Below are 26927 nucleotides of genomic sequence, written 5' to 3'. Positions count from 1 at the left end.
ACGATCCTTTTTGCCGATGGGGAATCTCCACCGGCGCTGCGTCCTTCCGGCTGCACCCGTCCTTCGTCCGCGAAGGGCGGGTGGACTCATTTTGGGGGACTGACATGTTGCGATTGCCATTCAAGAGCGTGCTGCTGGCCGGCACGATGACCATCTGCGCCGCACCGGCGCTCGCGCAGCAGGAGCCGGCGCAGGCCGCCGCCGCGGACGCCACGGCTGCCGGCGCCTCGGGCCGGGACGATCGCGCCGGCGACATCGTCGTCATCGGCACGCGCAAACAGGCCGCCGCCATCCAGTTCGCCGCGGCGCAGCCGATCGCCGTGCTCTCCGAGGAGGATCTGCGCCACACCGCCGTGCACAACGTCGCCGAGGCGCTCGGCCTGCTGCCCGGCGTCAACGTCGTCAACACCGGCTCGTCGTTCATCGGCGGAGTCGACGGCGCGTCGCGCGGCGAGGGTATGTATGTCGCGATCCGCGGTCTCAATTCCGAATATAACGTCAACCTGATCAACGGCGTCAACGTCGCGCAGGGCCAGCCGTACAGCCGCGGCGTGCAGCTCAGCCTGCTGCCGCCGACCGGCCTCAACACGATCGTGCTCAACAAGGCGTCGCGCGCCGACATGGACGGCGATGCGATCGGCGGCACCGTCGATTTCCGCACGCCGACCGCCTTCGACTATGGCGACGCGCCGCACGGCAGCCTGACCGCGCTCGGCCGGATCGAGACGCGCGCGCGCAAATATCACGACGACGGGCTGGGCGGCGGCGCCGCGGCGGCGCTGTCGACGCGTTTCGGCCCCGATCATCAGATGGGCGTCTACGTCAGCGGCTATTTCGAGCGGCGCACCTATACCAACAGCGAGATCCGCGGCGCGCAATCGGCGCATGACGACGGCAGCTGGGGCTATGCCAATGCCGCCGATGCCAAGGGCCACGCCTATCCCGGCCTCGATCCCGAACGCAACGCGGCGCTGACCGGCTTCGACGCGGGCGTGTCGAGCGGCGCGACCAACCGCTTCGGCGGCAACGGCTCGCTCGACTGGCGCGGCGCGGACGGCACGCAGCTCTATCTGCGCGGCAGCTATGCCAAGGCGATGACGACGCAGGATTCGACCCTCGCGCAGTTCAACGGCGGCACCAAGTCATGGGTGCAGACGGCAGGTACGGATCGCTACCAGCTCGTCGTGCCGGCGGTTTCGGTGCGCAATTATTTCGAGACCAATCCCGAAACGTCGATCCTCGCCACCGCGGCGTTCGGCGGCGCGGCGCAGCTCGGCGGCTGGAAGATCGCCCCGGAACTGTTCTTCAGCGAAGGCCACAACAACCGGCCCAATCATATCGAGGCCTCGGCGCGCAGCAACCAGTCGGACAAATACACCAACGGCGCGAAATATCCGCTCGGCGGCCAGTCGATCGGCTATCGCGACAAATATCCGGTCGCCCTGCTCGATCCGGCGATCTTCGACGCCTTCGACCATGCGGCCGATGTGCTGCCCGCCCGCCGCGCCGGCCAGCTCACCGAACAGTTCAGCGGCCAGCGCAAATGGGGCAGCCGGATCGACATCAGCCGCGATCTGTCGGATCAGGCCGGGATCGTGCAGTCGGTCGCGTTCGGCGCCAAGGTGCAGACCAGCCGCCGCACCGTCACCAGCCGCGACTGGACGACCGACTATGTCGCCAATTACCTTGGCAAGACCGCGACCTGGGCCGCCTTGGGCCTGACCGGCGGCCGTTATGCGCACACCTATCCCGGCCTGTACGAATGGTCACTGCCGCGCTTCGACAAGCAGGCGCTGTTCGACCTCTTCAACAAATATCAATTCGCCGCCAATTTCGACGGGACGCCGTACAACAGCTTCGACACCTGCGGCGATCTGTACGTCAACAACCGCAATTGCGGCACGCTCAAGGGCAGTGAGACGGTCAGCGCCGGCTATGCGACCACGACGCTGAAGACGGGCGACGTGGAGATCATCCCCGGCATCCGCTTTGAACATACCGACATCCGCAACACCTATTGGCAGATCCGTTACGTCGGCAAGGTCGAGCAGCCCGGCGCCTTCGCCGGCAATCGCTCGCATTACGACGCGCTGCTGCCCAGCCTGTTCGTCAACTGGCGGCCGACGTCCGGCATCGTCGCCCGCGGCGACATCTGGCAATCCTACACGCGCCCGCCCTTCTTCCAATTGGGCGGCAGCGCGACGAGCCGGACCGGCGACGACGGCAAGACCACGATCGTGCAGGGCAATCCCGATCTCAAGGCGATCCGCGCGACCAACGTCGACACGTCGGTCGAATGGAATTTCGCGCCCTCGGGCTATGCGATGCTCGGCGGCTATTACAAGCGGCTGCGCAACTACATGTACGACAGCGGCACGATGCTGCTCAACACCGCGACCAGCGACGGCACCAACCAGACCTTCGTCAACCAGCCGCGCAACGGCGGCGGCGGCAATATCTACGGGCTCGAATTCCAGACGCAGAAGACCTTCGTCGAGCTGCCCGGCGCGCTGCGCGGCTTCGGGATCGGCGCCAACCTGACCCGCCAGTGGACCAAGGTCGATATCGGTGGCGGCAACGAAGCGCCGATCCAGAACGCCCCCGACGTGATCGCACAGGGCCGCGTCTTCTATGCGCTGCACGGATTCTCGATCGACGCCCTCTACAGCTACACCGGCGCCTATCTCGAATCGTACAGCTATCTGGGTCAGCCGACCGGCTGGGATCAGCGCTGGGTGCGGCCGATCCGGCGCGTCGACTTGCACGTCGGTGCCGATTTCGGCCATGGCGTGAAGGGCGACGTCTCGATCGCCAATCTGTTCAACAGCTATACCTATTGGGCGCATATCGGCCGCCGCTCGCTGGCGATCTCCGACATCGTCAATTCGGGGACGACCGCGCTCGCCAGCCTGAAATATTCGTTCTGACCGATCGTGACGGCGCCACCACCGGCGCCGTCACCTTCCCCGGCAGCGGCACCGGCCGAGACGATCGGCCCTGCCCTGAGTTATAGACTAAATAGCTGCTTCAATTGCATTTTCAGTCGCTATGAAGGCGCAGCTGATTGGGGGGAGACGAGCGATGCGACGCAACCGAGGCCTGTGGACGATTCCGCTCGCGCTGACCCTCGGCGCCGCGGCGCCCGCGCCGGAACCCGCGGCAAGCGCGATCCGCGTCGACCAGATCGGTTACGAGACGCACGGCCCCAAGACCGCGATCCTCGCCACGCCGACGGAGGCGCCGCAGGACTGGCAATTGCTCGACACCGCCGGGCGCACGGTGGCGCACGGCACGACCGAGCCGTTCGGCGTCGATCCCGGCTCGGGCGAGCGCGTCGCGCGCATCCGCTTCGATAGCGTGACGCGCCCCGGCCGCTATCGGCTCGCCGTCGGCAGCGCGCGCAGCCAGCCGTTCGCGATCCTCGATCGCCCCTATGCCGATGCCGCCACCGCGGCGATGAGCTTCTTCTACCAGCAGCGCAGCGGCGTACCGATCCTCGCGCGCTATGTGCCGCGTCCCGACCTCGCCCGCGCCGCCGGTCATCCGCACGAGCGCGTCACCTGTTTCCACGGCCGCGACCAGCGCGGCGTCACCTGGCCGGGCTGCGACTATTCGCTCGACACCACCGGCGGCTGGTATGATGCCGGCGACCAGGGCAAATATGTCGTCAACGGCGGCCTATCCGCCTGGACCTTGCTCGATCTGCACGAGCGGCTCGCCGCGCTCGGCGATGCGAACGCCTTCGCCGACGGACGGCTCGCCTTGCCCGAGAACGGCAACGGCAACGACGATCTGCTCGACGAGGCGAAGGTCGAGGTGCGCTTCCTGCTCGCGATGCAAATCCCCGCCGGTCGCTCGCTCACCGTCGCCTTCACCACCGATCGCGGGGCGCCGGCGCGCGATTTCCGCACGATCGATGCGGGCGGCCTCGTCCACAGCAAGGTCGCCGACGTCGCCTGGACGCCGCTGCCGACCGCGCCCGCCGCCGATCCGATGCCGCGCTTCCTCTATCCGCCGACCACCGCGGCGACGCTCAACATGGTCGCGGTCGCGGCGCAGGCGGCGCGGATCTGGCGCGAGCGCGACCCCGCCTTCGTCGCCGCCGCCCTCGCCGCCGCGACACGCGGCTGGGCGGCGGCCACGCGCGTGCCCGATCTCTATGCCAGCTCCGACTTCACCGGCAGCGGCGGCTATGGCGACAGGACGGTGAGCGACGAACGCTTCTGGGCGGCGGCGCAATTGTTCGTCACCACCGGCGATCCGGCCTATGCCCAGGTCATCACCACCTCGCCCTATCTGGTCGACGACGGCGTCGATCTCAGCTGGGGCAGCACCGCGCTCGCCGGGATGATGACGCTGGCGACGACGCCCAACCGCCTGCCCGCGGCGACCGAAGCCGCGATCCGCGCGCAGCTGCTGCGCCTCGCCGACCGGCTGCTCGCCGAGCGCGCGCGCAGCGGCTACCAATTGCCGATGGCAGGACGGAAATACGTCTGGGGCTCCAATGCGACCTTGCTCAACCGCGCGATGCTGCTCGGCGTCGCCTGGCAGATCAGCCATCGCCCCGCCTATCGCGCCGCGATGATCGACGTCGCCGACTACGTCTTCGGCCGCAACGCGCTCGATCGCTCCTACGTCACCGGCTTCGGCAGCCGGCCGATGCGCCATCCGCACCACCGCTTCTGGGCGCAGGCAGCCGATCCGCGTTTCCCCGCGCCGCCGCCGGGCGTGCTGTCGGGCGGCCCCAATGACGGCGCGGGCACCGCCGACGCGCAGCTCAAGGGCTGTATCGGCCAGACCTGCTGGCGCGACGACTGGCAGGCGTTCACGGTGAACGAGGTGGCGATCAACTGGAACGCCCCGCTCGTCTGGGTCACCGCCTTCCTCGATGCGACGCGCGGCGTGCCGCCCGCGAAGGGCTGAGCGGCACGCCGCGGCGGCGGCGCCTATAGCGCGAAGCGCAATGTGGCGCGCAGGTCGCGTCCGGCGAGCGGCGCGAAATCCTTGAGGAAGCTCGCGTGGCGGCGGACGTTGACGTCGAACAGATTGTTCGCCGAGAGCAGCAGCGTCGTCTTGCTGTCGCGCCCGAACGGCGACAGGCTGAGGCTCGCATTGGCGATCGTATAGCTTTGCGTCGGCGTCTCGAACGCGGTGATGCGGTTCTGCTCGAACAGATGCTCGACCTCGCCGCGCAGCGTGAAGCGGTCGCCCTGCGCCTCGAGTCCGCCGAGCACGCGCGCCGGCGGGATGCGCGGCACCGGCCCCAGATCGACGATTGAGGCATGGACGTAATCGCCGAGCAGGTCGCCGTTGACGCGCACCTGCCCCAGCCGGAACAGCGTCGCCGACACGTCCGCCTCGAACCCGTAATAGCGCGCATCCGCCTGCTGATACTGGAAGCAGGGCAGGTCGACGACGCGGCCGGACGGCGAGGCGGCGGCGACGCAGACCGACGGATCGACCTGGTTCTCCGAGATATAGTTGCTGAACCAGTTGTAATAGGCCGAGGCGTCGAAATTCACCCCGGCGGTATGCGCGTGCAGCGTCGCTTCGAGGCCCCATGACTTTTCCAGCCGGAAGTCGGGGCTGCCGAGCTCATAGGCCTGCGTCCCCGCATGGCCGCCATTGGCGAACAACTCCTCCGCCGAGGGCGCGCGTTCGGTGCGCGAACCGTTGATGCCGATCCGCACCGCATCGCTGAGCGCATAGGAGGCGCCGAGCGACCCCGACAGCGCCTGGAAGCTGCGCTGCCCGCTGAAGAAGCGATTGTCCTGATCGGCGCGGGCGGCGAGCGTGCTCCATTCGTAGCGCAGCCCGCCTTCGGCGCGGAACGGCCCGCTGGCGAATTGTTGCAGCGTGAACAGCCCGGTCTGGTCGGTGGCGTTGCGCGGCAGAAAGGCCTCGTCGCCGACGACGTTGAACAGCCGGTTGAAATATTGCACGCCCGACGCGCCGCTCCAGCCGCCATGGTTCGCCTGGACCAGTTCGAGCCGCCCTTCGGTGCCGTTGTTGTAGAAGGCGGTGCCGACGCTGCCGTCCTCCTCCAGCTCGAAATGGCGGTAATCGGCATGGCCGAGGCGGATGCGGATGCGATCGAGCACGCCGCCGCCGGTCTGCACCTCGCCACGCAGATCGTAGCGGTTCTGCACCACGGAGAGGCGCGGCGCCTCCTGCTCCTGCCCGACCGCGGTCGCATAGCGGATCGGCACGCCGTAGAGGCTGTCGTAATGGCTGTACGACACGCCGAGGTTGCCGGTGTCGGTAATGATCGCCGCACCGACGCCCGCGGTCCACGTCTCCGCGGCCGAATTGGGCAGGCGGCCGCGGATGCGGGTCGAGGCGGCGAAGTCGATCGGCTCCTCGCTGTCCTGCGGCAGGCCGATCTGGCTCGTCGCCGCCGCCCGCGCCGCGCGCGACAAGGCATAGCCGCCGATGCGCAGATCGTCGGACTTGAGGTACGATCCGTCGGCATGCAGCACGAGATGCTGGCCGACCGCGACATCGCCCGCGCCCTCGACCGATCGCTCGCTGGCGGCGCTGCCGTAATTGGCGATGCCGGCGAGGCGATAGCCCTTGTCGGGCACGGAGCGCGGGATGCGCGTGTCGATGACGTTGACGACGCCGCCGACCGCCGACGATCCGAACAGCAGCGCCGACGGGCCGCGCAGCACCTCGATCCGCTCGGCGAGCAGCGGATCGATGATCACCGCATGGTCGACGCTGGTGTTGGACACGTCGATCGAGCCGATCCCGTCGGTGAGCACGCGGATGCGCTCGCCCTGGAAGCCGCGCAGGATCGGCCGTGACGCCGACGGCCCGAACGACGTCGCCGATACGCCCGGCAACCGCGCCAGCGTCTCACCGATCGTCGGCCGCAGGTTGCGCGTCAGCGCCTCGCCGGCGAGCACCGACGTTCCCTGGAGCACGTCGCGCTCGCTCTGCTGCACCGGCGCGGTGATGATGATGTCGTTCGACGCGGCCGCGCGCGTGGAGGCCGCGGGCGGCGCGGCAGGATCGGCCCCGGTCTGCGCCAGCGCCGGCGCGGCGAGGATCGACAACAGGCTGACGCCGACGAGATAGGAGGTCATGATCGCTTTCCCCTGAACCAAGGCGTCGCCCCATAGCGCCATGTTATATTGTATCAAGGGGTGAATCGATGAGCTGCGTCCGTAGCGGCTTCGACCGAGGAGCTCCCTCAAGGCCCGGTCGCGATCGTGACAAATTTACGACAGGTCGGGAGATTTTGCCCGTCTCTCCAAAAACGCCATTGTGTTCATGTCCGTAATGGTCAGTCTTCGTATACCGGATACGATAACCGGACAAAAAGGCACAGGGATAAGAGGCGGATCATATGGAAAAGCAAGATCAAAAACTGCGATCCCAATTATTGGCTTCGGTGGCGATGGGCCTCATGGCCCTCACCATCGCTGGCAGCGCAATGATACCGACCGCAAAGGCGCAAGGTTTCTCCAGTTTCAGCGCGAGCGGAACAGTGCTCGATGCCGCCGGCCACCCTATCAGCAATGCACATGTCACTATCCGGTCCATCGATCAGGGTTTCACCCGAACCGTCACGACCAACACAAGCGGCGTCTACAGCATTCCGGAGCTGCGGCAGGGCAGATACCAATTCACCGTCGACGCAGACGGCTATGACACCTATGTGGAAACGGACGTGACGCTTGCGCCGGGGTCGGCATCGAACCAGTTCCGCCTTGCCAAAGCGGGAAGTAGCGAAACCGGCGGAACGGACATCGTCGTAACCAGCAAACGTATTGCCACTACGGATTTCGACCTGACGACGACAGGCCAGGTCATCAACGTCGCGGATGTGGCGGCCCGCCTGCCCGTGGCCCGGGACCTGACTTCGGTTCTCCTGCTGGCGCCTGGTACGGCAAGCGGCTCGGGCGCCTTCGGCGGGCTCGCATCGGTCAACGGCGGCGCTGTCTCGGAGAATGCATTCTTCGTGAACGGCCTTAACATCACCGACTTCCGCAAAGGATTGAGCCCTGCGGGCGTTCCGTTTGATTTCTACCAGACCATCGAGGTCAAATCCGGCGGCTATGCGGCAGAGTTCGGCCGCTCAACCGGTGGCTTTACCAGCGCGACGACCAAATCCGGATCCAACGAATTTCATGGCGGCATCTTGTTCTCGTGGAATCCTCACGAGTTGCGGATGCACACGCGCGATACTTTCTTTTCAGACAATGACGGAAGCCGTGCAGACTCGCGCTCGACCACGTTCCAGCTCTCCGGCCCGATCATCAAGGATCACCTGTTCTTCTACGGCCTGTACCAAGCGCGCAATGACAGCTCGGTCAGCGCCGGTCGTCAGTTCCTCGGCGATCCCCGCACGGCGGACATCGACAATCCGAACAAATATCTCGGCACATCGCGCACGTATTTCGGCACGTCGTCACCTTTTTATGGCGGCAAGATCGACGCGGTGATTGTCAGCGGTCAGCGGCTCGAAGCCACCTATTGGAGCACCAAGGGCAACCAGTTCTTCAACACCTTCGGCAGCGCCGCCCGCGGCTACACACGCTATAACTACCTCACCAACACAGACGGAAGCTACGCCGGCCGAACGCTTGCCTCGTACGGCGGCGAAAACTACGTCGGCCGGTACACGGGCGTGTTCAGCAAGTGGCTGACCCTGTCGGCTGCCTATGGCCGCAATGAGAACAGCTATGTGTCGCAATCCTTCAACGACACCAACGGCAATGTGCCGCCCGTAACCGACGCACGCAATCCGCTTGCCGTCGTCCCGCTGACCCGATCGAGCGGTGGTCGCAGCGACGATCATGACATTCGCAAGTTCTATCGTGGTGATGCCGACCTCTATTTCAAGCTTCTCGGATCGCACCACGTCAAGGGCGGCTATGATCGTGAGGAACTGACGTCCACCACCGCATCACGCGGTGGCGGCGATGGCCTTTCCTACACCATCTACACCGCTCAGGCAGGGAACCCCTATAATCTTGCGGCTGGCACAGACTATGTCCGCCGCACGACCTACTTTAATGAAGGCACGTTCGCGTCGCTCAATGAAGCCTATTATCTGCAGGATAGCTGGGCGATGTTCGGCGACCGGCTCAACCTGAGCCTCGGCATCCGCAATGATCGCTTCACAAACAACAATGCTCTCAGCCAGACCTTCTACAAGTCCGGCAACCAATGGGGCCCACGCCTCGGCTTTACCTTCGATCCGGTGGGCAATCGTCGCGACAAGATCTACGGCAGCTTCGGTCGTCTGTTCGTGCCCGTTGCCTCCAATACCAACATCCGTCTGACCGGAGGTGAGACCTATTATACTCGGACAGCGCTGTTCAACGGACTTACCAACGCCAACATCCCGATCCTCGGCAGCCCGATCCTTTATACCAATGCGGCCGCGTGCCTCGATGATGGCGCGCTGGCGTGCAGCGTCACTGGCAACGGCAAGCCGAAGTCTGCGGAAACCACGGTGGCCCAGGGACTGAAGCCGCAATCCGCCGACGAATACATCCTCGGCTATGAAAAGCGGCTCGGCGCGCGCTGGAAGGTCGGCGCGTATTTCACCTACACGAAACTCAATGACGTCCTCGAAGATTCATCGATCGATCAGGCGGTCAACGCCTATTGCGGCAAACAGAAGATCAGCGGCTGCAACGCAATCTGGAACGGCTTTCATCAATACGTGCTCATCAACCCGGGCAGCACGGCGCGAGTTACCCTGGCAAATCCGATCAATGGAGAAGCGGCGCTTCGCACCGTCGATTTTTCTGCCGCCGATCTAGGTTATCCGAAGGCGCGGCGTACCTACAAAGGCATGACCTTTGAGGCGCATCGCGAATTTGACGGCATATGGAGCCTTGATGCATCCTATACCTATTCCAAGACGATCGGTAATTACGAAGGCGGCGTAAAGACCGACAATGGGCAGAGCGACACCGGCCTGACCACGGATTTCGATCAGCCGGGACTGACGCTAGGGACCTATGGGTATTCGCCTAACGACAAACGCCACGTCATCAAGTTGGCCGGTAGCTATCTTCTCTTCGACCGGCTGAATATCGGCGGGAAGCTGCAAGCCTTCTCGCCGCGCCGCTATGGCTGCATCGGCCGGGTGCCCGAGAGCATCGATCCGTATGCAGCGGCCTATGGTGCGGCGGGGCTATTCTGTCAGGTGAATGCAGATGGCTCGATCAATACAGACCCGACGGTGTCACGGTCGGTCCAGCTTATTCCCCGTGGCTCCGTCTTCAAGAGCGACTGGCTCATCGTCAACGACTTCGACGTGAGCTATAAGTTCGACGTCGGCTCGGCGGCGATGACCCTACGAGCTACCGTTTTCAACCTCTTCAATCGCCAGCCAAAGCTCAACTTGAGTGAGGTTGGCACCGACGGCGAAGGCAAGGCGTCGCCTTACTACCGCATCGTGACCCAATATCAGGATGCACGGAGCGCACGCCTACAATTGTCTTTCGACTTCTAAAATTCGGGCGGGGACTCGCGTCAGCGCCATCGCAGAGTCCCCCCTCCCGTCCAAGCGGAAGACAAAGTCTATCGTGCAGCGCCCTCATCGCGGCAGCACCCCCAGATCCTCCAACCACTGCCGCACCTGCCCCGGCCATTCGCGGGTGATCGGGTCGGCGGTGGGGCGCAGGCCGAAGGCGTGGCCGCCCCTGGCATACAGGCGCATGTCGACCGGCACGCCGGCGTCGGTGAGCGCCAGCGCATAGGCCATGCCCTGGCGGACATTGTCGGTCGGATCTTTCATCGCGTGGAGGATCAGCGTCGGCGGCGCCGTCGGGCTGATCCTCACCCAGGGCTTGAGGTCGAGGCTGTTGCGGCCCTTGCCGGCGTCGAGCATCCGCGCCCCGTAGGCGAGGATCGCGAAGTCCGGCCGCGGCGACTGGCGGTCGGCGGCATCGGTCAGCGGATAGCTGCGCTCGACCGTGTTGCTCATGTCGGCGACCAGATAGGCGCCCGCGGAAAAGCCGATCACGCCGATCCGGTGCGGATCGATGCCGTAGGTGGCGGCGCGCTGCCGCAGCAGGCCCATCGCGCGCTGCGCATCCTCCAGCCCGAGCAGCACCTTGGGCCGCTGCTGCGGCTGTCCCGCCGCCCGTTCCCAGACCTGCGGCGTCCGGTATTTGACCATCGCGCAGGTCATGCCCTGCCGCACCACCCAGTCGCAGATCTCGGTGCCCTCGAGGTCGGTCGCGACCGCGTAAAAGCCGCCGCCCGGCAGGACCATCATCGCCGCGCCGGTATTCCGCCCCTTCGGCCTGTAGAGCGTCATCGTCGGCCGGGTGACATAGCTCGCCCAATGCCACATCCGCCCGCCGACCAGCGGCGACCCGTTGCCGGTCGCCTCGGGATGATCGCCGCTGTCCGGCTTGGCCAAAGCGACGCCCGCCGGCCACAGCGGCACCTGCGTTCCGCCCGGCGTCGGCTGCCACACGCCGGCCCGCTCGACCTTGGGGACGGCGATCCTGGCGGGCGACGGCGCGAGGCTGCCGGACTGTGCCACAGCCGCGCCGGCAAGGCCGAGCGCGACGAGAGCAGACGCCAGCAACCCGATCCGTGACACACCGCATCTCCCGCCATGAGGACGACCGCTAGATTATAGCAGCATCGCTCACGCGCCCAGATAGGCCGGTGCCGCCGCGCCCTGGCTCAGCACCAAAGTCTCGACCACGACATTGTCGTCGATCCGCGACAGGCGCAGCCGGTGCCGCCCCGCGGCAAGCGCGCCGAGATCGAGCGCGAGGCGGACAGTGTTGTCGCAGACCGCCGTCGCCCAGCGCGCCTGATCGGGCTTGTCCGCCGATCCGCCGGTCGCCTGCAACGCCGCCTGCACCGGCCGGATTGGGCCGCCGTCGACCGACACGCCGATCCGCACCCCGCCCCGGTTGAGCGTGTCGAGCGTCGGCGCGAGGTAGAGCGTCAGCGTCGTCGCACCGGCGCGCGGCAGCGTGACGTCATAGTCGAGCCAGGCGCCCTCGCCCGCCGCGCTCGACGGCCGCCCCTGCGGCAGCGCGACCATCGCGCCGGTGCCGGCGCCATGGCCGAGGTTCGCCACCTTGGTCCAGCGCAGCCCGTCGCGATCCTCGGTGCGGGCGAAGTCGGTCGCGGCGATCACCACCAGATCCCGCGCCGGCGCGGGCTTTGCGACGAAGCGCGGCCGCGGCTGCTGGCGATCGCGCGGCGTATCGCCGCCGACCCGGACGATCGAGGGCATGGTCTGCTGCGTCGGGTCGTTCCAGATGACGTAGTTCATGTGCACCTGCGCCATCATCCCGTCCCACTTGCCGTGGTGGATCGTGTGATATTGGCGGGTGAGCTCGCCGTCGCGGCGATAGGCCGCCTCGACCGCGTCGGCGAAGTAATTGGCGCGCGCGTCGTTGCTGCGCGCGAGCAGCCGGTTCCAGGCGGTGGCGTAATACATGCGATAGAGGTTCGCCACCGCGAGGATCGGAAACTCGATCAGCTGGAACCAGCCGTCGAGCTGGTCGGGCCGCAGCGTCGCGCGCACCGCGGTCATCTTCGCTTCGAGCGCGTCCCAGGCGGCGATCATCGCGCCGAACACGCCGCCGTCGAGCCCGTCCGCGGTCACGCCGCCGAGCGGGAAGCTGGTCTCGTCGATCAGCTCGGGCTTCCGGCGCGAGGCATAGCGGCTGTAGAGGGTGACGATCTCGCCGATCGCCGCCGCCTGGGCCGGCCCGAACGTCGCCGCCGCCCAGTCGCGCGGGTAGGCTGAGAGCGTCGCCGGCGTCATCGCCTCCGGGTTCCACGCCTGTCTGAGGAAGAAGCCCAGCGGATATTCCATCGGCTTGATGTCGCCGACGTTGACGATCCACATCGCCCGCGCGCCGCGCGCATAGGCGAGGTCCATCTGCTGCCAGACCTTCTCGATCTGGTTGGTGTTGAGCCATTTGTAGTTGCGCGGCACGCCGACGTAATCAAAGTGATAATAGATGCCGTAGCCGCCCGGCCGCGGCGCCGCCGCCGGATCGGGCAGGCGCCGGATATCGCCCCAATTGTCGTCCGCGAACAGCAAGGTGACGTCGTCGGGCACCTTCATGCCGTGGTCGTAATAATCCTGCACCTCCTTGTAGAGCGCCCAGACCTGCGGCGTCTCGGCGGCGGGACGGTGGGTGACGTCGGCGATGATCGCGCGCTGATCGGTGACGATCCGCTCGAGCAGGTCGGTCGCGGTGCCCTCCGCCATCGCCTCGTCGCCGTCGCCGCGCATGCCGACGGTGACCACCGACTCATAGCGCCCGCCCGGCTTGGACATCATCCGCTCGATTCCGCCGCGCCAGAAGCGGCGCAGATTGTCGCGGTTGCGGCTATAGTCCCACGCGCCGCCGCGCGTCGGGTCCTCGTCGTGGTGGCGATGCCATTCCGCCTGCGCGCGCAGCATCGGTTCGTGATGCGAATTGCCCATCACCACGCCCATCGCATCCGCCAGCACCATGCTGTTCGGATCGTCGTCGGCGAACGCCTTGCCCCACATCGCGGGCCACAGGTAATTGCCCTTCATGCGCAGCAGCAGCTCGAAGACATGCGCGTACATCGCCGCATTGACCCCGCCGAAATGCTTCTTCGCCCAGCCCGACAGGCAGGGATCCTCGTCGTTGATGAAGAAGCCGCGGTAGCGGACGCGGGGGCGGTCGGCGACCGGATCGGCCGGCACCGTCACGTTGCGCTGCCGCGTCACCGCGACATCGGCGAACCAATACCAGGGCGATACGCCGATCGTCTCCGACAGATCATAGGTGCCGAACACCGCCCCGCGCCGGTCGGCGCCGACGATGACCAGCGCGCGCGCGACGCCGGGCATCGGATGATCGACGACGACGCGGCGATAGGCTTCCCAGCTGCCGCGCAGGTCGGCGACGTCGAGCCGGCCCGCCGCGACCAGCGCGTCTATCGTCGGGCTGGCGCCGAGCACGCCGATCATCACCACCGTGCCGGTCAGCGCCGCCGGCGTATCGACCACCCGCGCGGGCGTGCCGCCGACCCGCCCGAGATCCTCGGCGAAGCTCGCCGCGACGCGCCGCACCGCGCTGTCCGCGCCGGCATCGACGAACACCGTCGCCGGCGCGCCCGCGACGATCAGCGGAAAGGCCGGCTGCGACCCCGTCCGGCCGGCGAGGACCCGCGCGACCGCCGGCACGGGCAGCGCGGCGAGCGCGCCGAGCGCGCTTCCCGCCAGTAACGTCCGCCGCGAGACTGCGGTGTCGATCATCGATCCTCTCCCTTGATCGTCGCATCACGCCGAAACGGCCTGCGGACGCCCGATTGGTATGCCGTACCGGACCATGCTGTCATGCCGATCATGATGCAATCGGTCTTACAGTGATTTGCGATAAGAGATCGCCCTCGCCGGGGGCGGGCAACATAGGTGAGGCGCGGCGGACCCGACATCGCTCCGCTTCGTTACCCGAGCAATGATCGGCGAGCTTTCCCAGACAGATGACCCACGTGTCGCGGCGCGGGCGGCGATGGCGACGGCGCTCGATCGCGCCGGGGGCGACGGTCCGGTCGTCGTGCTCGGCCATTTCGATGCGGACGGCCTGACCGCGGTCGCGATCCTCGTCCGCGCGCTGCGCCGGGGGGGCCGGACCGTCGAACCGCTGGTGATCGGCAAGACCGAAAGCCCGTGGGACGAGGCGGTCGCCGCGCGGCTCGCCGCGCTCGCCCCGGCGCTGCTGATCGTCGCCGATCTCGGCACGCGTCCCGACCCCGTCCTCGCCGGCACGCCGACCCTGGTTATCGATCATCACCGCCCGACCGGCACGCCGCAGGATGCGGTCACGATCAGCGGCAACGGCCTCGATCCCGAACCGACCAGCGCGCTGCTCGCCTGGTGGGCGGCGGGCGCGCTCGGCGACCAGGGCGATCTGCTCTGGCTCGCCGCGATCGGGCTGATCGGCGACATGGCGGACGACGCCGGCTTTCCCGAACTGGCCGAGGCGCAGGCACGCTGGGGCAAGACCGCGCTGCGCGATGCCACCGCGCTGATCAACGCGCCGCGACGCACCGCCGCCGCCGATGCCGGTCCGGCGCTGCGCCTGCTACTGCGCGGCGACGGCCCCAAGACGATCACCAAGGGCGACGACGACGACACGCGCGCGCTGCACGCCGCCAAGGCCGAGGTGCGCGCGGCGATGGACGTCGCCAAGCGCAGCGCGCCGCTCGTCGCCGGCGATGTCGCGCTGCTCCGGCTCGACACCGCCTGCCAGATCCATCCGCTGATCGCGCAGCAATGGCGCGGGCGGCTCAAGGACAAGATCGTCATCGCCGCCAACCGCGGCTACCGGCCCGGCTGGGTGCATTTCGCGGCGCGCTCCGCCACCGGCCGTGATCTCATCGCCTTCCTCGCCGAACACCGCCCGCCCGAGGCGGACGGCCGCTACGGCAACGGCCATGCGCAGGCGACCGGCGGCGCGCTGCCGATCGCGGCGTGGAACACGTTCATCGCGGGCCTCGGCCTGCCCCAGGCACAGGTAGACGCATGACCGACCCCGAACGCCCGCTCCGCCTCGGCTTCCCGGTCAAGGTGATGGGGCGGCCCGGCCTCAAGTCGCAGGACACGCGGCGCTGGCAGAAGAACCCGCATCTCAAATGCTCGCTCGAACTGCTCGACGACGTGCTCGACTATCTCAAGTCGGAACGGCTCGACATGTACCGCTTGTCGTCGGACATCGCGCCCTATGCGACGCATCCCGACATGCCGCAATTCCACACCATGGTCGCCGACAGCGACGCGGAATTGCGCGCCTTCGGGGCCAAGGCGCGCGCCTATGACATCCGCCTGTCCTTCCACCCGTCGCAATATGTCCTGCTCAACGCGCCCAATCCCGATCTCACCGCCAAGAGCATCTGGGACCTGTCGAGCCAGGCCGAGATGCTCGACCGGATGGAGCTTGACGACGAGGCGGTGATGATCACCCATGTCGGCGGCGTCTACGACGATCATGACGCCAGCCGGGAACGCTGGATCGCCGGCTGGGAGCAATGCCCCGAGCATGTCCGCCGCCGGCTGGTGCTGGAGAATGACGACATCCGCTTCTCCGCCGCCGACGTCTTGTGGATCCACGAGCGCACCGGCGTGCGGCTGATCTTCGACTATCAGCATTTCTGGTGCCTCAACCCCGAACGGCTCGACATGCGCGAGACGCTGGAGCGGTTCCTCGCGACCTGGCCCGCCGGCGTGCGGCCGAAGATCCATTTCTCCAGCCCGCGCACCGAGCTGCGCGAGATCAAGCAGAAGATCACGCCCAAGCAGCGCGCCGCAGCCAAGACCGGCCGCGCCACGGCGAAGAAGGGCGAATTGCTCAAGGCGCCGGTCAAGGCGACCGCGCGGATCAAGACGGTGCTGCGCCCGCCGATCTGGACCGGCCATGCCGATTTCACCAACCCGTTCGAATTCGCCACCTTCATGCGCATGGCCGAAGGATTGGTGTTCGACGTGATGATGGAGGGCAAGTCGAAGGACCTCAGCCTGCTGCGGCTGCGCCCCGACCTGCTGCGCTACGCCCCCGACGTCGCCGCGCGCTTCGGCATCACCGCCGATGATGCCGACGCGCTCGCCGCCGACGAGGCGCGGCTCGAAGACGGCGCCGACGCCGACGAGGACGCCGACGTCGACGAGGGCATCGCGGCCTGAGGCCTATTTCCCCGTCTTGCCGGCCTTCGCCGTCGGCGCGGTCGTCACCGGGCCGTCGCTGACCGGCGTCGCCCCGCCCGCGGGGGCGATGCGCGATCCGTCGGCGTTGAGGCCGAGGTCGCTGAGCAGCGGCGCGACCTGCGGATCGGCACCGTTGAAGGCGCGGAACATCGGCGCGTAATCCTCGGTATGGCCCTTCGACAGGATCATGTCGCGGAAGCGCTGGCCGTTGGCGCGGGTCATGCCGCCATGCTGTTCGAACCAGTTGAACGCATTCGCGCTCAGCATCTTGGTCCAGCTGTAGGCATAATAGCCGGCCGAATAGCCGTTGCCCCAGATGTGCAGGAAATAGCTCGACCGGTAACGCGGCGGCACGTCGGCGACGTCGAGCCCGGTGGCGGCGAGCGCCTGCGTCTCGAACGCATCGGCATTCTGCTTGCCCTGCGCGGCGGTGAGCGAATGCCAGCTCATGTCCATCTCGGCGGCGGCGAGCGCCTCGCCGAAAGAATAGCCCGAGTTGAACGTGCCGGCGCGCTTGATCTTGTCGACCAGGGCCTGCGGAATCACCGCGCCGGTGCGGTAATTGACCGCATAATGCGGCAGCACCTTGGCGTCCAAGGCCCAATGTTCGTTGAACTGCGACGGGAATTCGACGAAGTCGCGCGCCGTATTGGTGCCCGACACGCTCGGATAGGTCTGGTTGGCGAACAGGCCGTGCAGCGCATGGCCGAATTCGTGGAACATCGTCGTCACGTCGTCGAAGCTGATCAGCGCGGGCTGGCCGGCGGCGGGCTTGGTGAAATTGGCGACGTTGTAGATCACCGGCTTGGTGCCGAGCAGCTTCGACTGGTTGACGAAGTTCGACATCCACGCGCCGCCGTTCTTGTTGTCGCGCTTCCAATAGTCGAAGTACATCAGCCCGACGAGCGTGCCGTCCGCCTCGTCGACTTCATAGACCATCACGTCGGGCTGATAGACCGGCAGGTCGGTGCGCCGCTTGAAGGTCAGGCCATAGAGCTGGTTGGCGGCGTAGAAGACGCCGTCGGTCAGCACCTTGTTGATCTCGAAATAGGGCTTCAGCTCGTCCTGGTTGAGGTCGTAGCGGCTCTTGCGCACCTGTTCCGAATAGAAGTCCCAGTCCCACGGCTTGAGCTGGAAAGTGCCGCCGGTCGCCTTGATCTGCGCCTGGAGTTCGGCCGCCTCGCGGCGCTGCTCCGCCGCCACCGGCGTGCCGAGCTGCTGCATGAAGCCGAGCGCGGTCTTGGGCGTCTTGGCCATCTGATCCTGGAGCACGTAGTCGGCCCAGGTCGCGAAGCCGAGCAGCTTCGCCTTCTGCGCGCGCAGCAGCGCGATCTGCGCGATCGTGTCGCGCGTATCGTTGGCGTCGCCCTTCACCGCGCGCGTCCAGCTCGCGTTGAACAAGGCTTGCCGCGTCGTGCGATCCTTGAGCGTCGCCAGTTCGGGCTGCTGCGTCGTGTTCTGCAGCGTCAGCACGTATTTGCCCGCCATACCGCGCGCCTTGGCGGCATCGGCGGCGGCGGCGACCTCGGCATCGGACAGGCCGGCGAGCTTCGCCTTGTCGTCGATCACCAGCGCGCCGGCCTTGGCCGCGGCGAGCAGCTTCTGCTGGAAGGCGGTCTCCAGCGTCGACAGGTCGGCGTTATACTTGCTCAGCGTGATCTTGTCGGCGGGCGACAGCAGCGCGCCGGCGCGGACCATGTTCTGATAGGTTAGCGTCAGCACCTGCACTTGCTCGGGGTCGAGGCCCAGCGTGCTGCGCGCGTCGTACAACGTCTTGACCCGCGCGAACAAGGCGGGGTCGAGGTTGATCGCATCCTGATGCGCGGCGAAGGCGGGGGCGAGGTCGGCCTGCGTCTTCTGCAACGTATCGTCGGTGTTCGCGCCGACCACGCCGTAGAAGGCCATGCTGGCGCGCTCGAGCAGCCGGCCCGAGCGTTCCAGCGCGGCGATCGTATTCTCGAATGTCGGCGCGCTGCGCGCCCGGGTGATCGCGGTGATCTCGGCCCGCTGCGCCGCCATGCCGGCGAGCAGCGCCGGGGCATAGTCGCTGCTCTTGATCCGGTCGAACGGCGGCGCCTGGAGCGGCAGGCTGCTCGGCTGGGCGAACGGGTTGCTCGCGGGTAGCGTTGCCCTGGCGGTGGCGGCAGCCGGCGCGGTTTGCGCGAGCGCGCTGCTCGACAGCAGCATCAACGTGGCAGTGGCGGCAAAAAGACGCATCGAATGTCCCATCTCCGGATAGACCGCCTCTCTCGCACCGGTGCGCGGCCGGATCAATGGCAAGCGACCCGGCACGCCGCTTCGCCGACGCGTCCACGATGAACTTAACCTTTGTTAGACAATCGCTTGCTAGGGCGTGCCTTTCCTAACAGCGCGTCCAGACCGATGATCGATACCCTCGAAGACCATTTCACCACCACCGGCGCGCGCCTGGCGACGCTGCGGCAGGCGTGCATCGCGCCGGTGCCGGACATCGACGCGCTCTGCCGCGCGCGCCACGGGCTGATCGCCGCCAGCCTGACCCGCTCGCGCTATATACAGACCAGCGTCCTGCCGCGGCTGATCGCCGCAACGCCCGCGCTCGCCGCGCTGCGTGACGAACTCGATCGCGATCTCTCGCACCTGCGATCGGCGATGAGCGCGCATATCGCGCGCTGGTCGGTCGCCGCGATTCGCGACGACTGGCAGGGCTATCGCGAGGCGTCGGCACGGTTTCTGGCGCGCCTCGACGAACGGCTGCGGCGCGAACGGCACGTCCTGCTCCCCGCGCTGCGCGCCCTCGCCTGACGCCGACCGGCAAAGGACCGTCATGTCTCTCAGCGATCATTATACCATCGCCTTCGATGCGCCGACGCGCACGCTACATATCGTCACCAACGGCTTCTGGTCGCTGCCCGTGACCACGATGTTCAGTGCCGACCTGCTCGCGCGCGGCGCGGCGCTCCGGCTGCGCCACGGCAGCTTCTGCACGCTCGCCGACCTGCGGCAGGCGGCGATCCAGCCGACGCAGGTGATCGACGCGCTCGCCGCGATGATGCCCAAGGCGCTCAAGCTCACCAGCGCGCCGATCGCCGCGGTGGTCGGCTCCAGCCTCGCCAAATTGCAGACCGAACGCTATCTCAGCGCCCCCAATTGCCGCACCTTCCTCGATTACGACGCCGCGGTGGCGTGGATGCGCGAGACGTTCGCCGGCTGACCGCCTTGCATTGCGTGTGACATAATATCATACCGCGCGGATGACGCCATTTGCCGCCACCGCCGCGCGCCTTCCCCGCATCGCCTCGATCGATGCCCTGCGCGGCCTCGTCATCCTGCTGATGCTGGTCGACCACAGCCGCGAATTCTTCTTCGCGCAGGTGCCGGTCGGCGATCCGATCGATCTTCGCACCGTACCGCCGGCGCTCGCCGTCACCCGGCTCGCCGCACATCTGTGCGCGCCGATCTTCGTCGCGCTGACCGGGGTCGCTGCCTGGCTCTACGCCGCGCCGCGCGGCGGCGCGCGCGCGGCCGCCGGCTTCCTCGCCAAGCGCGGCCTGTTCCTGATCGCGCTCGAATGGACGGTGATCAACTTCGCCTGGACGTTCGATCCGACCCCGTCGCTCGTCTATCTGCAGGTGATCTGGGCGATCGGCCTGGCGATGCTCGCGCTCGCCGCGCTCGTCCATCTGCCGCGCGCCGCACTGCTCGCCATCGGCCTCGCTCTCACGCTCGGGCACAATCTGCTCGACCCGATCAGCTTTCCCCCGGGCGCGCCGGGGCATGGCCTGTGGGCGATCCTGCACGATCGCGGGATGATCGACCTGCCCTGGGGCGGGCAGGCGCGCACCTCGTATCCGGTGCTGCCGTGGATCGGCGTGATCGCGCTCGGCTATGCCCTCGGCCCCGTCTTCGCGCGCGATACGCCGCCGCGCGACCGTCGCCGCCTGCTCGTCGGCATCGGCGGCGCGGCACTGGCCGCCTTTCTGCTCTTGCGGCTCGTCAATCGCTACGGCGACCCGACGGCGTGGCAGATCCAGCCGGATGCGCTCACCACGATGATCGGCATCCTCAACGTGACCAAATATCCGCCCTCGGCCGATTTCCTGTTGCTCACGCTCGGCCTCGGCGCGGGACTGCTCGCCGCGTTCGAGCATCTGCCCCGGCGGGTCGCCACCGTGCTGGTCGGCTTCGGATCGGTGCCGCTGTTCGTCTATATCCTCCACCTCTATCTGCTGCATGGCGCCAATCGCCTCGCCGCCGTGCTGACGGGGAGCGCCGGGGCGGTCAGCGTCGGATCGGTCGCCGGCATCTGGCTGGTCGCCGCGTCGGTCGCGCTGCCGTGCTGGTTCGCCGCCCGCGCCTTTGCCGCCTACAAGCGCGCGCATCCCGCCCGGTGGCTGCGCTACCTCTGACATCGACAGAAAGACGCGATTTTTCAGTAGACGCCGGCCGTCATATCCGCATGGTCACCGGGCTTGGAGAGGATGCCGCGATGACCATGACCCGCACCGCGTTCGCCGTGATGGCGACGCTGACCGCCCCTGCGCTCGCCGCCCCGGCGGCCCCCGCCGCGCAGCCGTGGGGCGATGCCGCGCTCGCGCCGGCGCGACGCGTCGCGCTGCTGCTGCCGCAGATGACGCGCGCCGAGAAACTCCGGCTCGTCTTCGGCTATTTCGCCACCGACTTCCCGCCCAAGCAGTTCAAGGCGCCGGCCGAGGCGCGGCTCGGCTCGGCGGGCTACGTCCCCGGCATCCCGCGGCTCGGCATTCCGCCGCAATGGCAGAGCGATGCGGGGATCGGCGTCGCCAGCCAGGGCGCCGCGCCGCGCAAGCGCGAACGCACCGCTCTGCCCTCCAACCTCGCGATCGCGGCGAGTTGGGACATCGCGCTCGCCCGCACCGGCGGCGCGATGATCGGCGCGGAGGCGCGCGCCTCGGGCTTCAACGTGCTGCTCGCCGGCGGCGTCAACCTGACCCGCGAGCCGCGCAACGGCCGCAACTTCGAATATGGCGGCGAGGACCCGCTGCTCGCCGGATCGATCGTCGCCGGCCAGATCGCCGGCATCCAGTCCAACCATATCGTCTCGACGATCAAACATTATGCGGTCAACGATCAGGAGACCGACCGCAACGCCGGCAATGCGGTGATCGACCGCGCCGCGGCGCGGATGTCCGACCTGCTCGCCTTCCAGTTCGCGATCGAGCGCGCAAATCCGGGATCGGTGATGTGCGCCTACAACCGCGTCAACGGCCCCTTCGCCTGCGAGAATCCGTGGCTGCTCGGCGAGGTGCTGCGCCGCGACTGGCAATGGCCGGGCTATGTCATGTCCGACTGGGGCGCGACGCATTCGACCAAGCCGGCGGTCGATGCGGGGCTCGACCAGGAATCGGGCTATCCGTTCGACGATGCGCCGTATTACGGCGCGAAGCTGCAAGCGGCGCTCGCCGACGGCTCGGTCGACGAAGGCCAGCTCGACCGGATGGTCGGGCATATCCTCTACGCGATGTTCGACCACGGCCTGTTCGATCATCCGATCACCGCCGCGCCGCTCGACCTGCCCGATGCGATGCTCGCCGCGCATGCCCGCGTCACCGCCGACACCGCGGCGCAGACGATGGTGCTGCTGCGCAATGAGCAGGCGCTCCTGCCGCTGTCGCCGGCGACCCGATCGATCGTCGTCATCGGCGGCCATGCCGACAAGGGCGTGCTCGCCGGCGGCGGCTCGTCGCTCGTCTATCCCAAGGGCGGCAATGCGGTCCCGGGGATCGCGCCGACCGCCTGGCCGGGGCCGGTGATGTATTATCCGTCGTCCCCGCTGGAGGCGATCCGGCGGCAGGCGCCGGGCGCGCGCGTCACCTTCGTCGACGGTACCGACGCCAAGGCCGCGGCGGAGCAGGCGCGCGGCGCCGATGTCGCGATCGTCTTCGCGACGCAATGGGCGGGCGAAGGCATGGACGTGTCGCTCACCCTGCCGGACAATCAGGACGCGCTGATCCGCAGCGTCGCCGCCGCCAATCCCAAGACCGTCGTCGTGCTCGAAAGCGGCGGCGCGGTGCTCACCCCGTGGCGTGACCAAATCGGCGCCTTGCTCGCCGCCTGGTATCCCGGCACCGCGGGCGGCGCGGCGATCGCCGACGTCCTGTTCGGGCGGACCAATCCCTCGGGCCATCTGCCGATCACCTTCCCCGACCGGCTCGACCAGCTGCCCCGGCCCGGCGAGCCCAAGGCCGGCGACGTCACCTATTCGGAAGGCGCGGCGATCGGCTACAAATGGTTCGATCGCCAGCGTCAGACGCCCGCCTATGCCTTCGGCCACGGCCTGTCCTACACGAGCTTCGCCTATGACGGGCTCAGCGTGGCGAACGACGCCGCCGGCGTGACGGCACGATTCAGGGTCCGCAACACCGGTGCGCGGGCCGGCAAGGCGGTGGCGCAGGTCTATGTCGCCGGCGCGGGATGGGAAGCGCCGAAGCGGCTCGGCGGCTTCGCCATCGCCATGCTCGCCCCCGCCGCCGCGACGACGCTCAGCGTGCCGCTCGACCCGCGGCTGTTCGCGACCTTCGACGAAGGCGCACGCCAGTGGCGGATCGCCGCCGGTCGCTATCAGGTGATGCTCGGCGGGTCGTCGGACGTGCCGGCGCAGACGGTGCAGGTGACGCTCGCCGCGCGCACCCTCCCCGCCGGCTGGCACCCGCCCCGCTGATCAGGTGCACAGCGTCGCGGGCGGCAGCGGTGCGTCGGCGGGCACCGGCTTGCCCGCGGCGCGCGCCGCCGCCTCCAGCGTCGCGGTCGGTCCCGGCTTCGCCGGATCGACCGCCGCGGCGTAGAAGGGGTCCGCCTCCGCCGCGGCGAGCGTGGTGAAGCCGAACCCCATGCTGCGATAGAGCGCGAGCAGCCGCGGTGCCATCCGCGCATCGAACGCGCCGAGGTGGAGCAGCAGGACGTAGGGGATGTCATGCCCCAGCGCCGCCTTGGCGAGATCGCGCGAGCGTTGCGCCTGCGCCCGCGCCGCAGCGAGATAGCTCGCCTCGAGCGCCTGCACCGCGCCTGCGTCCTGCTTGGCGGTGCAGCGCGCGAAAGCATCGTTCCACGCATAATCGCCGAAGCTCATCGTCACCGCGGCGATGCGATAGCCGCGCGCCTTGAGTCCGCTGCGCACCGCATCGCGGGTCGCCGCCGCCTGCCCCTCGGCGAGGAAGGGATAGCGGAACCAATGCCAGTCGCCCGTCCCCGCCGCCGCCTTGATCCCTGCCTCGTTGCGGTCGGCGTCGGCGAGAAAGGCGGGGGCGCCGACCTGATCGAGATTGACGTGGCCGAAGGTATGATTGCCGATCGGCAGCCCCGCCCGGCGCCACGCCGCGATCACCTTGCCCGCTTGCGCATCGCCCGCGCCGAAGCCGCCGTTGACGAAGCCGGTCGCCGGGGCGTGCTGCGCGGCGAGTGCGGCGATGATCCGCTGCGCGATGACGAGCCGGTCGCCGCCGACCGGCAGCGGTCCGTGCGCGGGCAGATCGTCGAAGGTCAGCGCGATCTGCGGCGCGCGCGCCGGCGCGGGTGGCGGCGTCGCGCCCGTCGTCAGCATCGCCGCCACGGCTGCGATCAGCCCCCATCCGCGCATCTGCATCCCCTCGTCACGGCGCGCCCGTCGCGGCCTGTCGCCGATGGGTTCCGCATCGCCGCGCGGCTGTCAATCGATAGTCAGCCGATCACCGATCGCTGCCCGGAATTGAGCACCTGCGCGGCATGGACGGTCGCCTCCTTGATCCGGCCGGACAGCGATTTCACCTCATTGGCGACGACCGCGAACGTATTGCCGTGATTACCGGCCCGCGCCGCCTCGATCGCCGCGTTGAGCGCGAGCATCGAGGTCTGCTTGGTCACCGCATTGATGTCGTCGACGATCGTCGACAGCTCGGCGAGCGTGCTTTCATGCGCGGCCCGACGCGCCTCCGCCTCGACGCGGAAGCGCTGCGCGCGCTCCGCCTCGCTGCGTTCCGCGACGCGCATCGCGGTGACGTCGGTCGCCGCCTTGATGATCTTGACGATCCGCCCGTCGGCGCCGCGGATCGGACTATAGGTCGCCTGAAGATAGACCGCGCGGCCGTCGCGCGTGCGGCGACGGAATTCCTCCTGGGCGAAATTGCCCGAACGCAACGCCTCCCAGAAGGCGGCATAAGCGGCGGAGTCGCGATCCTCGTCGAAGCAGAACAGCGAATGATGCCGCCCGACGATCTCGGCGAGCGGATAGCCCATCACGGTGAGCAGATTGGCGTTGGCGGCGGTGATCAGCCCGTCCGGCGTCATCTCCAGCCAGCATTGCGACCGGTCGATCGCCTCGAGCTTGGCGCGATGCTCGATCCCGTCACCCACCTCGCGATCGGCGCGGGCCAGCGCCGCGCCGTTGAGCAGGACGGAGTTTTCCAGCGCGTACAGGCTGTAGAGCGCATGGGTCAGGCGCGCCAGCCGCATCGGATCACCGGCCAGCGCCCGGCACAGCCGATGGTGCCGCGCGTGATAGCTGCGCAGCAGCCCGGCGGTGAAGGCGATTTCGGTGGCGCGATCCTGGCTGCTCGCCCGCCCGCGCCGGATCATCTTGGCGATCAGCGCCGGGGTGAGCCCCTCGGTGAACTTGCGCTCGGTATAGCGGATGTCCCGCGCGATCAGTGTCGCCAGTTGCTCCGCACCGATCCGATAGGGCGTCGTCGCGCCGCCGAACGGCGCCCAGAAGCGCGTGACGTCGTCGGCGATGTCGGCGCGGATCAACGGCCAGATCTCGCGCAGCTCGGCGTCGAGCGTGCCCTCCGGATCGAAGGCGCGGCGCAGCACCTCGACACCGTCCTCGTTGAAGTGGGAATGCTGTAAGTCGTTCATCTCGCTCGCCATATGCGAGCAGGTGCTAACCTAGATAAACCCAATATGGCGTTAAGACCGCGTCGCTCACCGTGCCCGGATGAACGCCGCGGCATCGCGCAGCACCGCGGCGCGTCCGCGCAGCGGCCGCGCGATGGCAAGCAGCAGGCCGACATGGCCGATGCCGGCATACCGCTGCAGCATGACCGGCACGCCGCCGGCGCGCAGCCTGGCGGCGAGCGCCTCGCTGTTGCGCGGCCGCACGACCGTATCGTCGTCGCCGACGAGCAGCAGCGCGGGCGGATCGCCCGCCCCGGCCCATGTCACCGGCTGTGTCTCGGCCGGGCGCGGCCAGTCGCCGAACGCGGCACGGCTCGCCTCGACGTCGAACGGCGCGAAATCATAGGGTCCGGCGAGCCCGACCAGCCCCTTGATCGCGCCGCGCTCCGCCCCCAGCCAGCGCGCGTCGACCGCGAGCATCGCCGCGATATAGGCGCCCGCCGAATGTCCCATGACGACGATCCGCGCAGGATCGCCGCCATAGGCCGCGGCATGCGCGACGCTCCACCGCACTGCCGCCGCGCCATCTTCGACGAAGGCGGGATAGCGGACCTGAGGCACCAGCCGGTAATCGGGGATGACGACGACGAACCCCTGCGCCGCCAGCGCCTTGCCGACGAAGGCATAGCCGCTGCGCGTGCCGCTGTTCCAGCTGCCGCCGTAGAAGAAGACGACGACCGGTCGGCGCGCGCCGTCGCGGATCCGCGGCGCATAGACATCGAGCCGCTGCCGCGCCGCCGCCCCATAAGCGACGCCCGCCGCGACCCGCCGCGTGCCGCCGTCCTTCGGCACCAGAGTATCGAACAGCCCGAGCGGCGAACAGGCGGCCAGCAGCGCCGCGCCGGCGAGGGCGAAGGGGCTGCGGATCACGACTGCACCCGGCATACCGGAGGCAGGCGCCGTCCGGCGGCATCGAGGATCTGCACAGCGTCGATCGGCATTCCCCTCCCATAGCGAGCCCGCGGCGAAAACGATATGCTGCCGACGGGAGCAGCGCTGCTGCCCGATCAAGCCGTCACAGGATGCGGCCATGTAGCGCCGCTGTTACAAAGTACAGCGCTCCCTCCTGCAACACTTCAGCGCGGATGCATCGGACATATCCCGGTCCGATCCTGCAACGCCCGGACCTCACGGGACATTCTGGCGACATGGCAGGCCGTCAAAGGCTCCGGCTCCTTGCGAAAGCCGTGTATGCCGCCGATCCGACATTCGACCCTTGCCGCGCTGATCTGCGCGAGCGCGCTGATGACCCCGGCGATCGCCGCCGCACAGACCGTCGCGCCCGCGCCGGTGCGGCTGATCAAGACGTTGCGCGTCGAGGGATCGCAGCGCATCGAGCCCGAGACGGTGCTCT

16 protein-coding genes are annotated in these 26927 nt (G+C 68.0%); 9 read left to right on the top strand and 7 right to left on the bottom strand.

From position 1 onward, the window contains the following. The first annotated feature begins 104 nt into the window (after positions 1–104). The gene (locus tag V8201_RS14915) at positions 105–2927 is read left to right on the top strand and encodes a TonB-dependent receptor (RefSeq protein WP_336545773.1); all 2823 of its coding nucleotides are present in this window, start codon (positions 105–107) and stop codon (positions 2925–2927) included. A gap of 154 nt (positions 2928–3081) precedes the next feature. After that, entirely contained in the window at positions 3082–4923 is a 1842-nt protein-coding gene (locus tag V8201_RS14910) for a glycoside hydrolase family 9 protein (protein WP_336545772.1), read from the top strand. 23 nt (positions 4924–4946) lie between these two features. On the opposite strand, the gene V8201_RS14905 is transcribed toward V8201_RS14910, so the two are convergent. Further along, complete coding sequence (locus tag V8201_RS14905; protein WP_336545771.1) at positions 4947–7088, bottom strand: TonB-dependent receptor; 2142 nt, start codon at positions 7086–7088, stop codon at positions 4947–4949. Positions 7089–7351: 263 nt separating this feature from the next. On the opposite strand from V8201_RS14905, the gene V8201_RS14900 reads away from it, so the two are divergent. Then, entirely contained in the window at positions 7352–10477 is a 3126-nt protein-coding gene (locus tag V8201_RS14900) for a TonB-dependent receptor (RefSeq protein WP_336545770.1), read from the top strand. A gap of 84 nt (positions 10478–10561) precedes the next feature. On the opposite strand, the gene V8201_RS14895 is transcribed toward V8201_RS14900, so the two are convergent. Beyond that, the gene (locus V8201_RS14895; RefSeq protein ID WP_336545769.1) at positions 10562–11563 is read right to left on the bottom strand and encodes an alpha/beta hydrolase; all 1002 of its coding nucleotides are present in this window, start codon (positions 11561–11563) and stop codon (positions 10562–10564) included. 63 nt (positions 11564–11626) lie between these two features. Beyond that, positions 11627–14242, bottom strand: a complete 2616-nt coding sequence (locus V8201_RS14890) for a glycosyl hydrolase 115 family protein (protein ID WP_336545768.1) — start codon at positions 14240–14242, stop codon at positions 11627–11629. Between the two features lie 256 nt (positions 14243–14498). On the opposite strand from V8201_RS14890, the gene V8201_RS14885 reads away from it, so the two are divergent. Both V8201_RS14885 and uvsE read left to right on the top strand, forming a co-directional pair. Further along, on the top strand, positions 14499–15515 hold the full coding sequence (locus tag V8201_RS14885; RefSeq protein WP_051583424.1) for a DHH family phosphoesterase: 1017 nt from the start codon (positions 14499–14501) through the stop codon (positions 15513–15515). After that, complete coding sequence (uvsE, locus tag V8201_RS14880) at positions 15512–16666, top strand: UV DNA damage repair endonuclease UvsE (protein WP_336545767.1); 1155 nt, start codon at positions 15512–15514, stop codon at positions 16664–16666. Before V8201_RS14885 ends, uvsE begins: the two co-directional genes overlap by 4 nt. A 3-nt stretch (positions 16667–16669) precedes the next feature. Here the strand turns inward: uvsE and V8201_RS14875 are convergent, their stop codons facing one another. Further along, positions 16670–18904: a M3 family metallopeptidase gene (locus tag V8201_RS14875; protein WP_336545766.1), complete on the bottom strand. Its 2235-nt coding sequence runs from the start codon at positions 18902–18904 to the stop codon at positions 16670–16672. 165 nt (positions 18905–19069) lie between these two features. Between V8201_RS14875 and V8201_RS14870 the strand changes: the two genes are divergently transcribed. The 4 genes from V8201_RS14870 (at position 19070) to V8201_RS14855 (ending at position 23366) form a co-directional block, all read left to right on the top strand. Further along, the gene (locus V8201_RS14870) at positions 19070–19471 is read left to right on the top strand and encodes a hypothetical protein (protein WP_336545765.1); all 402 of its coding nucleotides are present in this window, start codon (positions 19070–19072) and stop codon (positions 19469–19471) included. Positions 19472–19493: 22 nt separating this feature from the next. Further along, positions 19494–19880, top strand: a complete 387-nt coding sequence (locus V8201_RS14865) for a hypothetical protein (protein WP_037534035.1) — start codon at positions 19494–19496, stop codon at positions 19878–19880. Positions 19881–19920: 40 nt separating this feature from the next. After that, positions 19921–21075, top strand: coding sequence for an acetyltransferase domain-containing protein (locus V8201_RS14860; RefSeq protein ID WP_336545764.1), 1155 nt, complete (start codon positions 19921–19923; stop codon positions 21073–21075). Positions 21076–21155: 80 nt separating this feature from the next. Then, the gene (locus tag V8201_RS14855) at positions 21156–23366 is read left to right on the top strand and encodes a beta-glucosidase (protein ID WP_336545763.1); all 2211 of its coding nucleotides are present in this window, start codon (positions 21156–21158) and stop codon (positions 23364–23366) included. Here V8201_RS14855 and V8201_RS14850 read toward each other — a convergent pair whose 3' ends face one another. The 3 genes from V8201_RS14850 to V8201_RS14840 form a co-directional block, all read right to left on the bottom strand. Next, positions 23367–24281 (bottom strand): polysaccharide deacetylase family protein, encoded by a 915-nt coding sequence (locus tag V8201_RS14850; RefSeq protein ID WP_336545762.1) that lies wholly within the window; start codon positions 24279–24281, stop codon positions 23367–23369. It abuts the gene before it with no gap. Positions 24282–24361: 80 nt separating this feature from the next. Continuing rightward, the gene (locus V8201_RS14845) at positions 24362–25534 is read right to left on the bottom strand and encodes a methyl-accepting chemotaxis protein (RefSeq protein ID WP_336545761.1); all 1173 of its coding nucleotides are present in this window, start codon (positions 25532–25534) and stop codon (positions 24362–24364) included. A 66-nt stretch (positions 25535–25600) separates the two neighbouring features. Beyond that, positions 25601–26443 carry an alpha/beta hydrolase gene (locus V8201_RS14840; RefSeq protein ID WP_336545760.1) on the bottom strand — a complete coding sequence of 281 codons (843 nt, stop codon included), beginning with the start codon at positions 26441–26443 and terminating at the stop codon, positions 25601–25603. Positions 26444–26927: the final 484 nt, after the last annotated feature.

Origin of the sequence: Sphingomonas kyungheensis (assembly GCF_037120395.1) — a bacterium.
Taxonomy (GTDB): Bacteria; Pseudomonadota; Alphaproteobacteria; order Sphingomonadales; family Sphingomonadaceae; genus Sphingomonas; species Sphingomonas kyungheensis.
This window is presented reverse-complemented; position numbering and strand designations above follow the sequence as displayed.

Excerpts from the sequence above, each read along its gene's own strand:
- V8201_RS14890 (WP_336545768.1), bottom strand. The coding sequence starts at position 14,242 with ATGATCGACACCGCAGTCTCGCGGCGGACGTTACTGGCGGGAAGCGCG.
- V8201_RS14885 (WP_051583424.1), top strand. The coding sequence starts at position 14,499 with ATGGCGACGGCGCTCGATCGCGCCGGGGGCGACGGTCCGGTCGTCGTG.
- uvsE (WP_336545767.1), top strand. The coding sequence starts at position 15,512 with ATGACCGACCCCGAACGCCCGCTCCGCCTCGGCTTCCCGGTCAAGGTG.
- V8201_RS14860 (WP_336545764.1), top strand. The coding sequence starts at position 19,921 with ATGACGCCATTTGCCGCCACCGCCGCGCGCCTTCCCCGCATCGCCTCG.
- V8201_RS14900 (WP_336545770.1), top strand. The coding sequence starts at position 7,352 with ATGGAAAAGCAAGATCAAAAACTGCGATCCCAATTATTGGCTTCGGTG.
- V8201_RS14915 (WP_336545773.1), top strand. The coding sequence starts at position 105 with ATGTTGCGATTGCCATTCAAGAGCGTGCTGCTGGCCGGCACGATGACC.
- V8201_RS14855 (WP_336545763.1), top strand. The coding sequence starts at position 21,156 with ATGACCATGACCCGCACCGCGTTCGCCGTGATGGCGACGCTGACCGCC.
- V8201_RS14850 (WP_336545762.1), bottom strand. The coding sequence starts at position 24,281 with ATGCGCGGATGGGGGCTGATCGCAGCCGTGGCGGCGATGCTGACGACG.
- V8201_RS14910 (WP_336545772.1), top strand. The coding sequence starts at position 3,082 with ATGCGACGCAACCGAGGCCTGTGGACGATTCCGCTCGCGCTGACCCTC.
- V8201_RS14865 (WP_037534035.1), top strand. The coding sequence starts at position 19,494 with ATGTCTCTCAGCGATCATTATACCATCGCCTTCGATGCGCCGACGCGC.
- V8201_RS14875 (WP_336545766.1), bottom strand. The coding sequence starts at position 18,904 with ATGCGTCTTTTTGCCGCCACTGCCACGTTGATGCTGCTGTCGAGCAGC.
- V8201_RS14905 (WP_336545771.1), bottom strand. The coding sequence starts at position 7,088 with ATGACCTCCTATCTCGTCGGCGTCAGCCTGTTGTCGATCCTCGCCGCG.
- V8201_RS14870 (WP_336545765.1), top strand. The coding sequence starts at position 19,070 with ATGATCGATACCCTCGAAGACCATTTCACCACCACCGGCGCGCGCCTG.
- V8201_RS14845 (WP_336545761.1), bottom strand. The coding sequence starts at position 25,534 with ATGAACGACTTACAGCATTCCCACTTCAACGAGGACGGTGTCGAGGTG.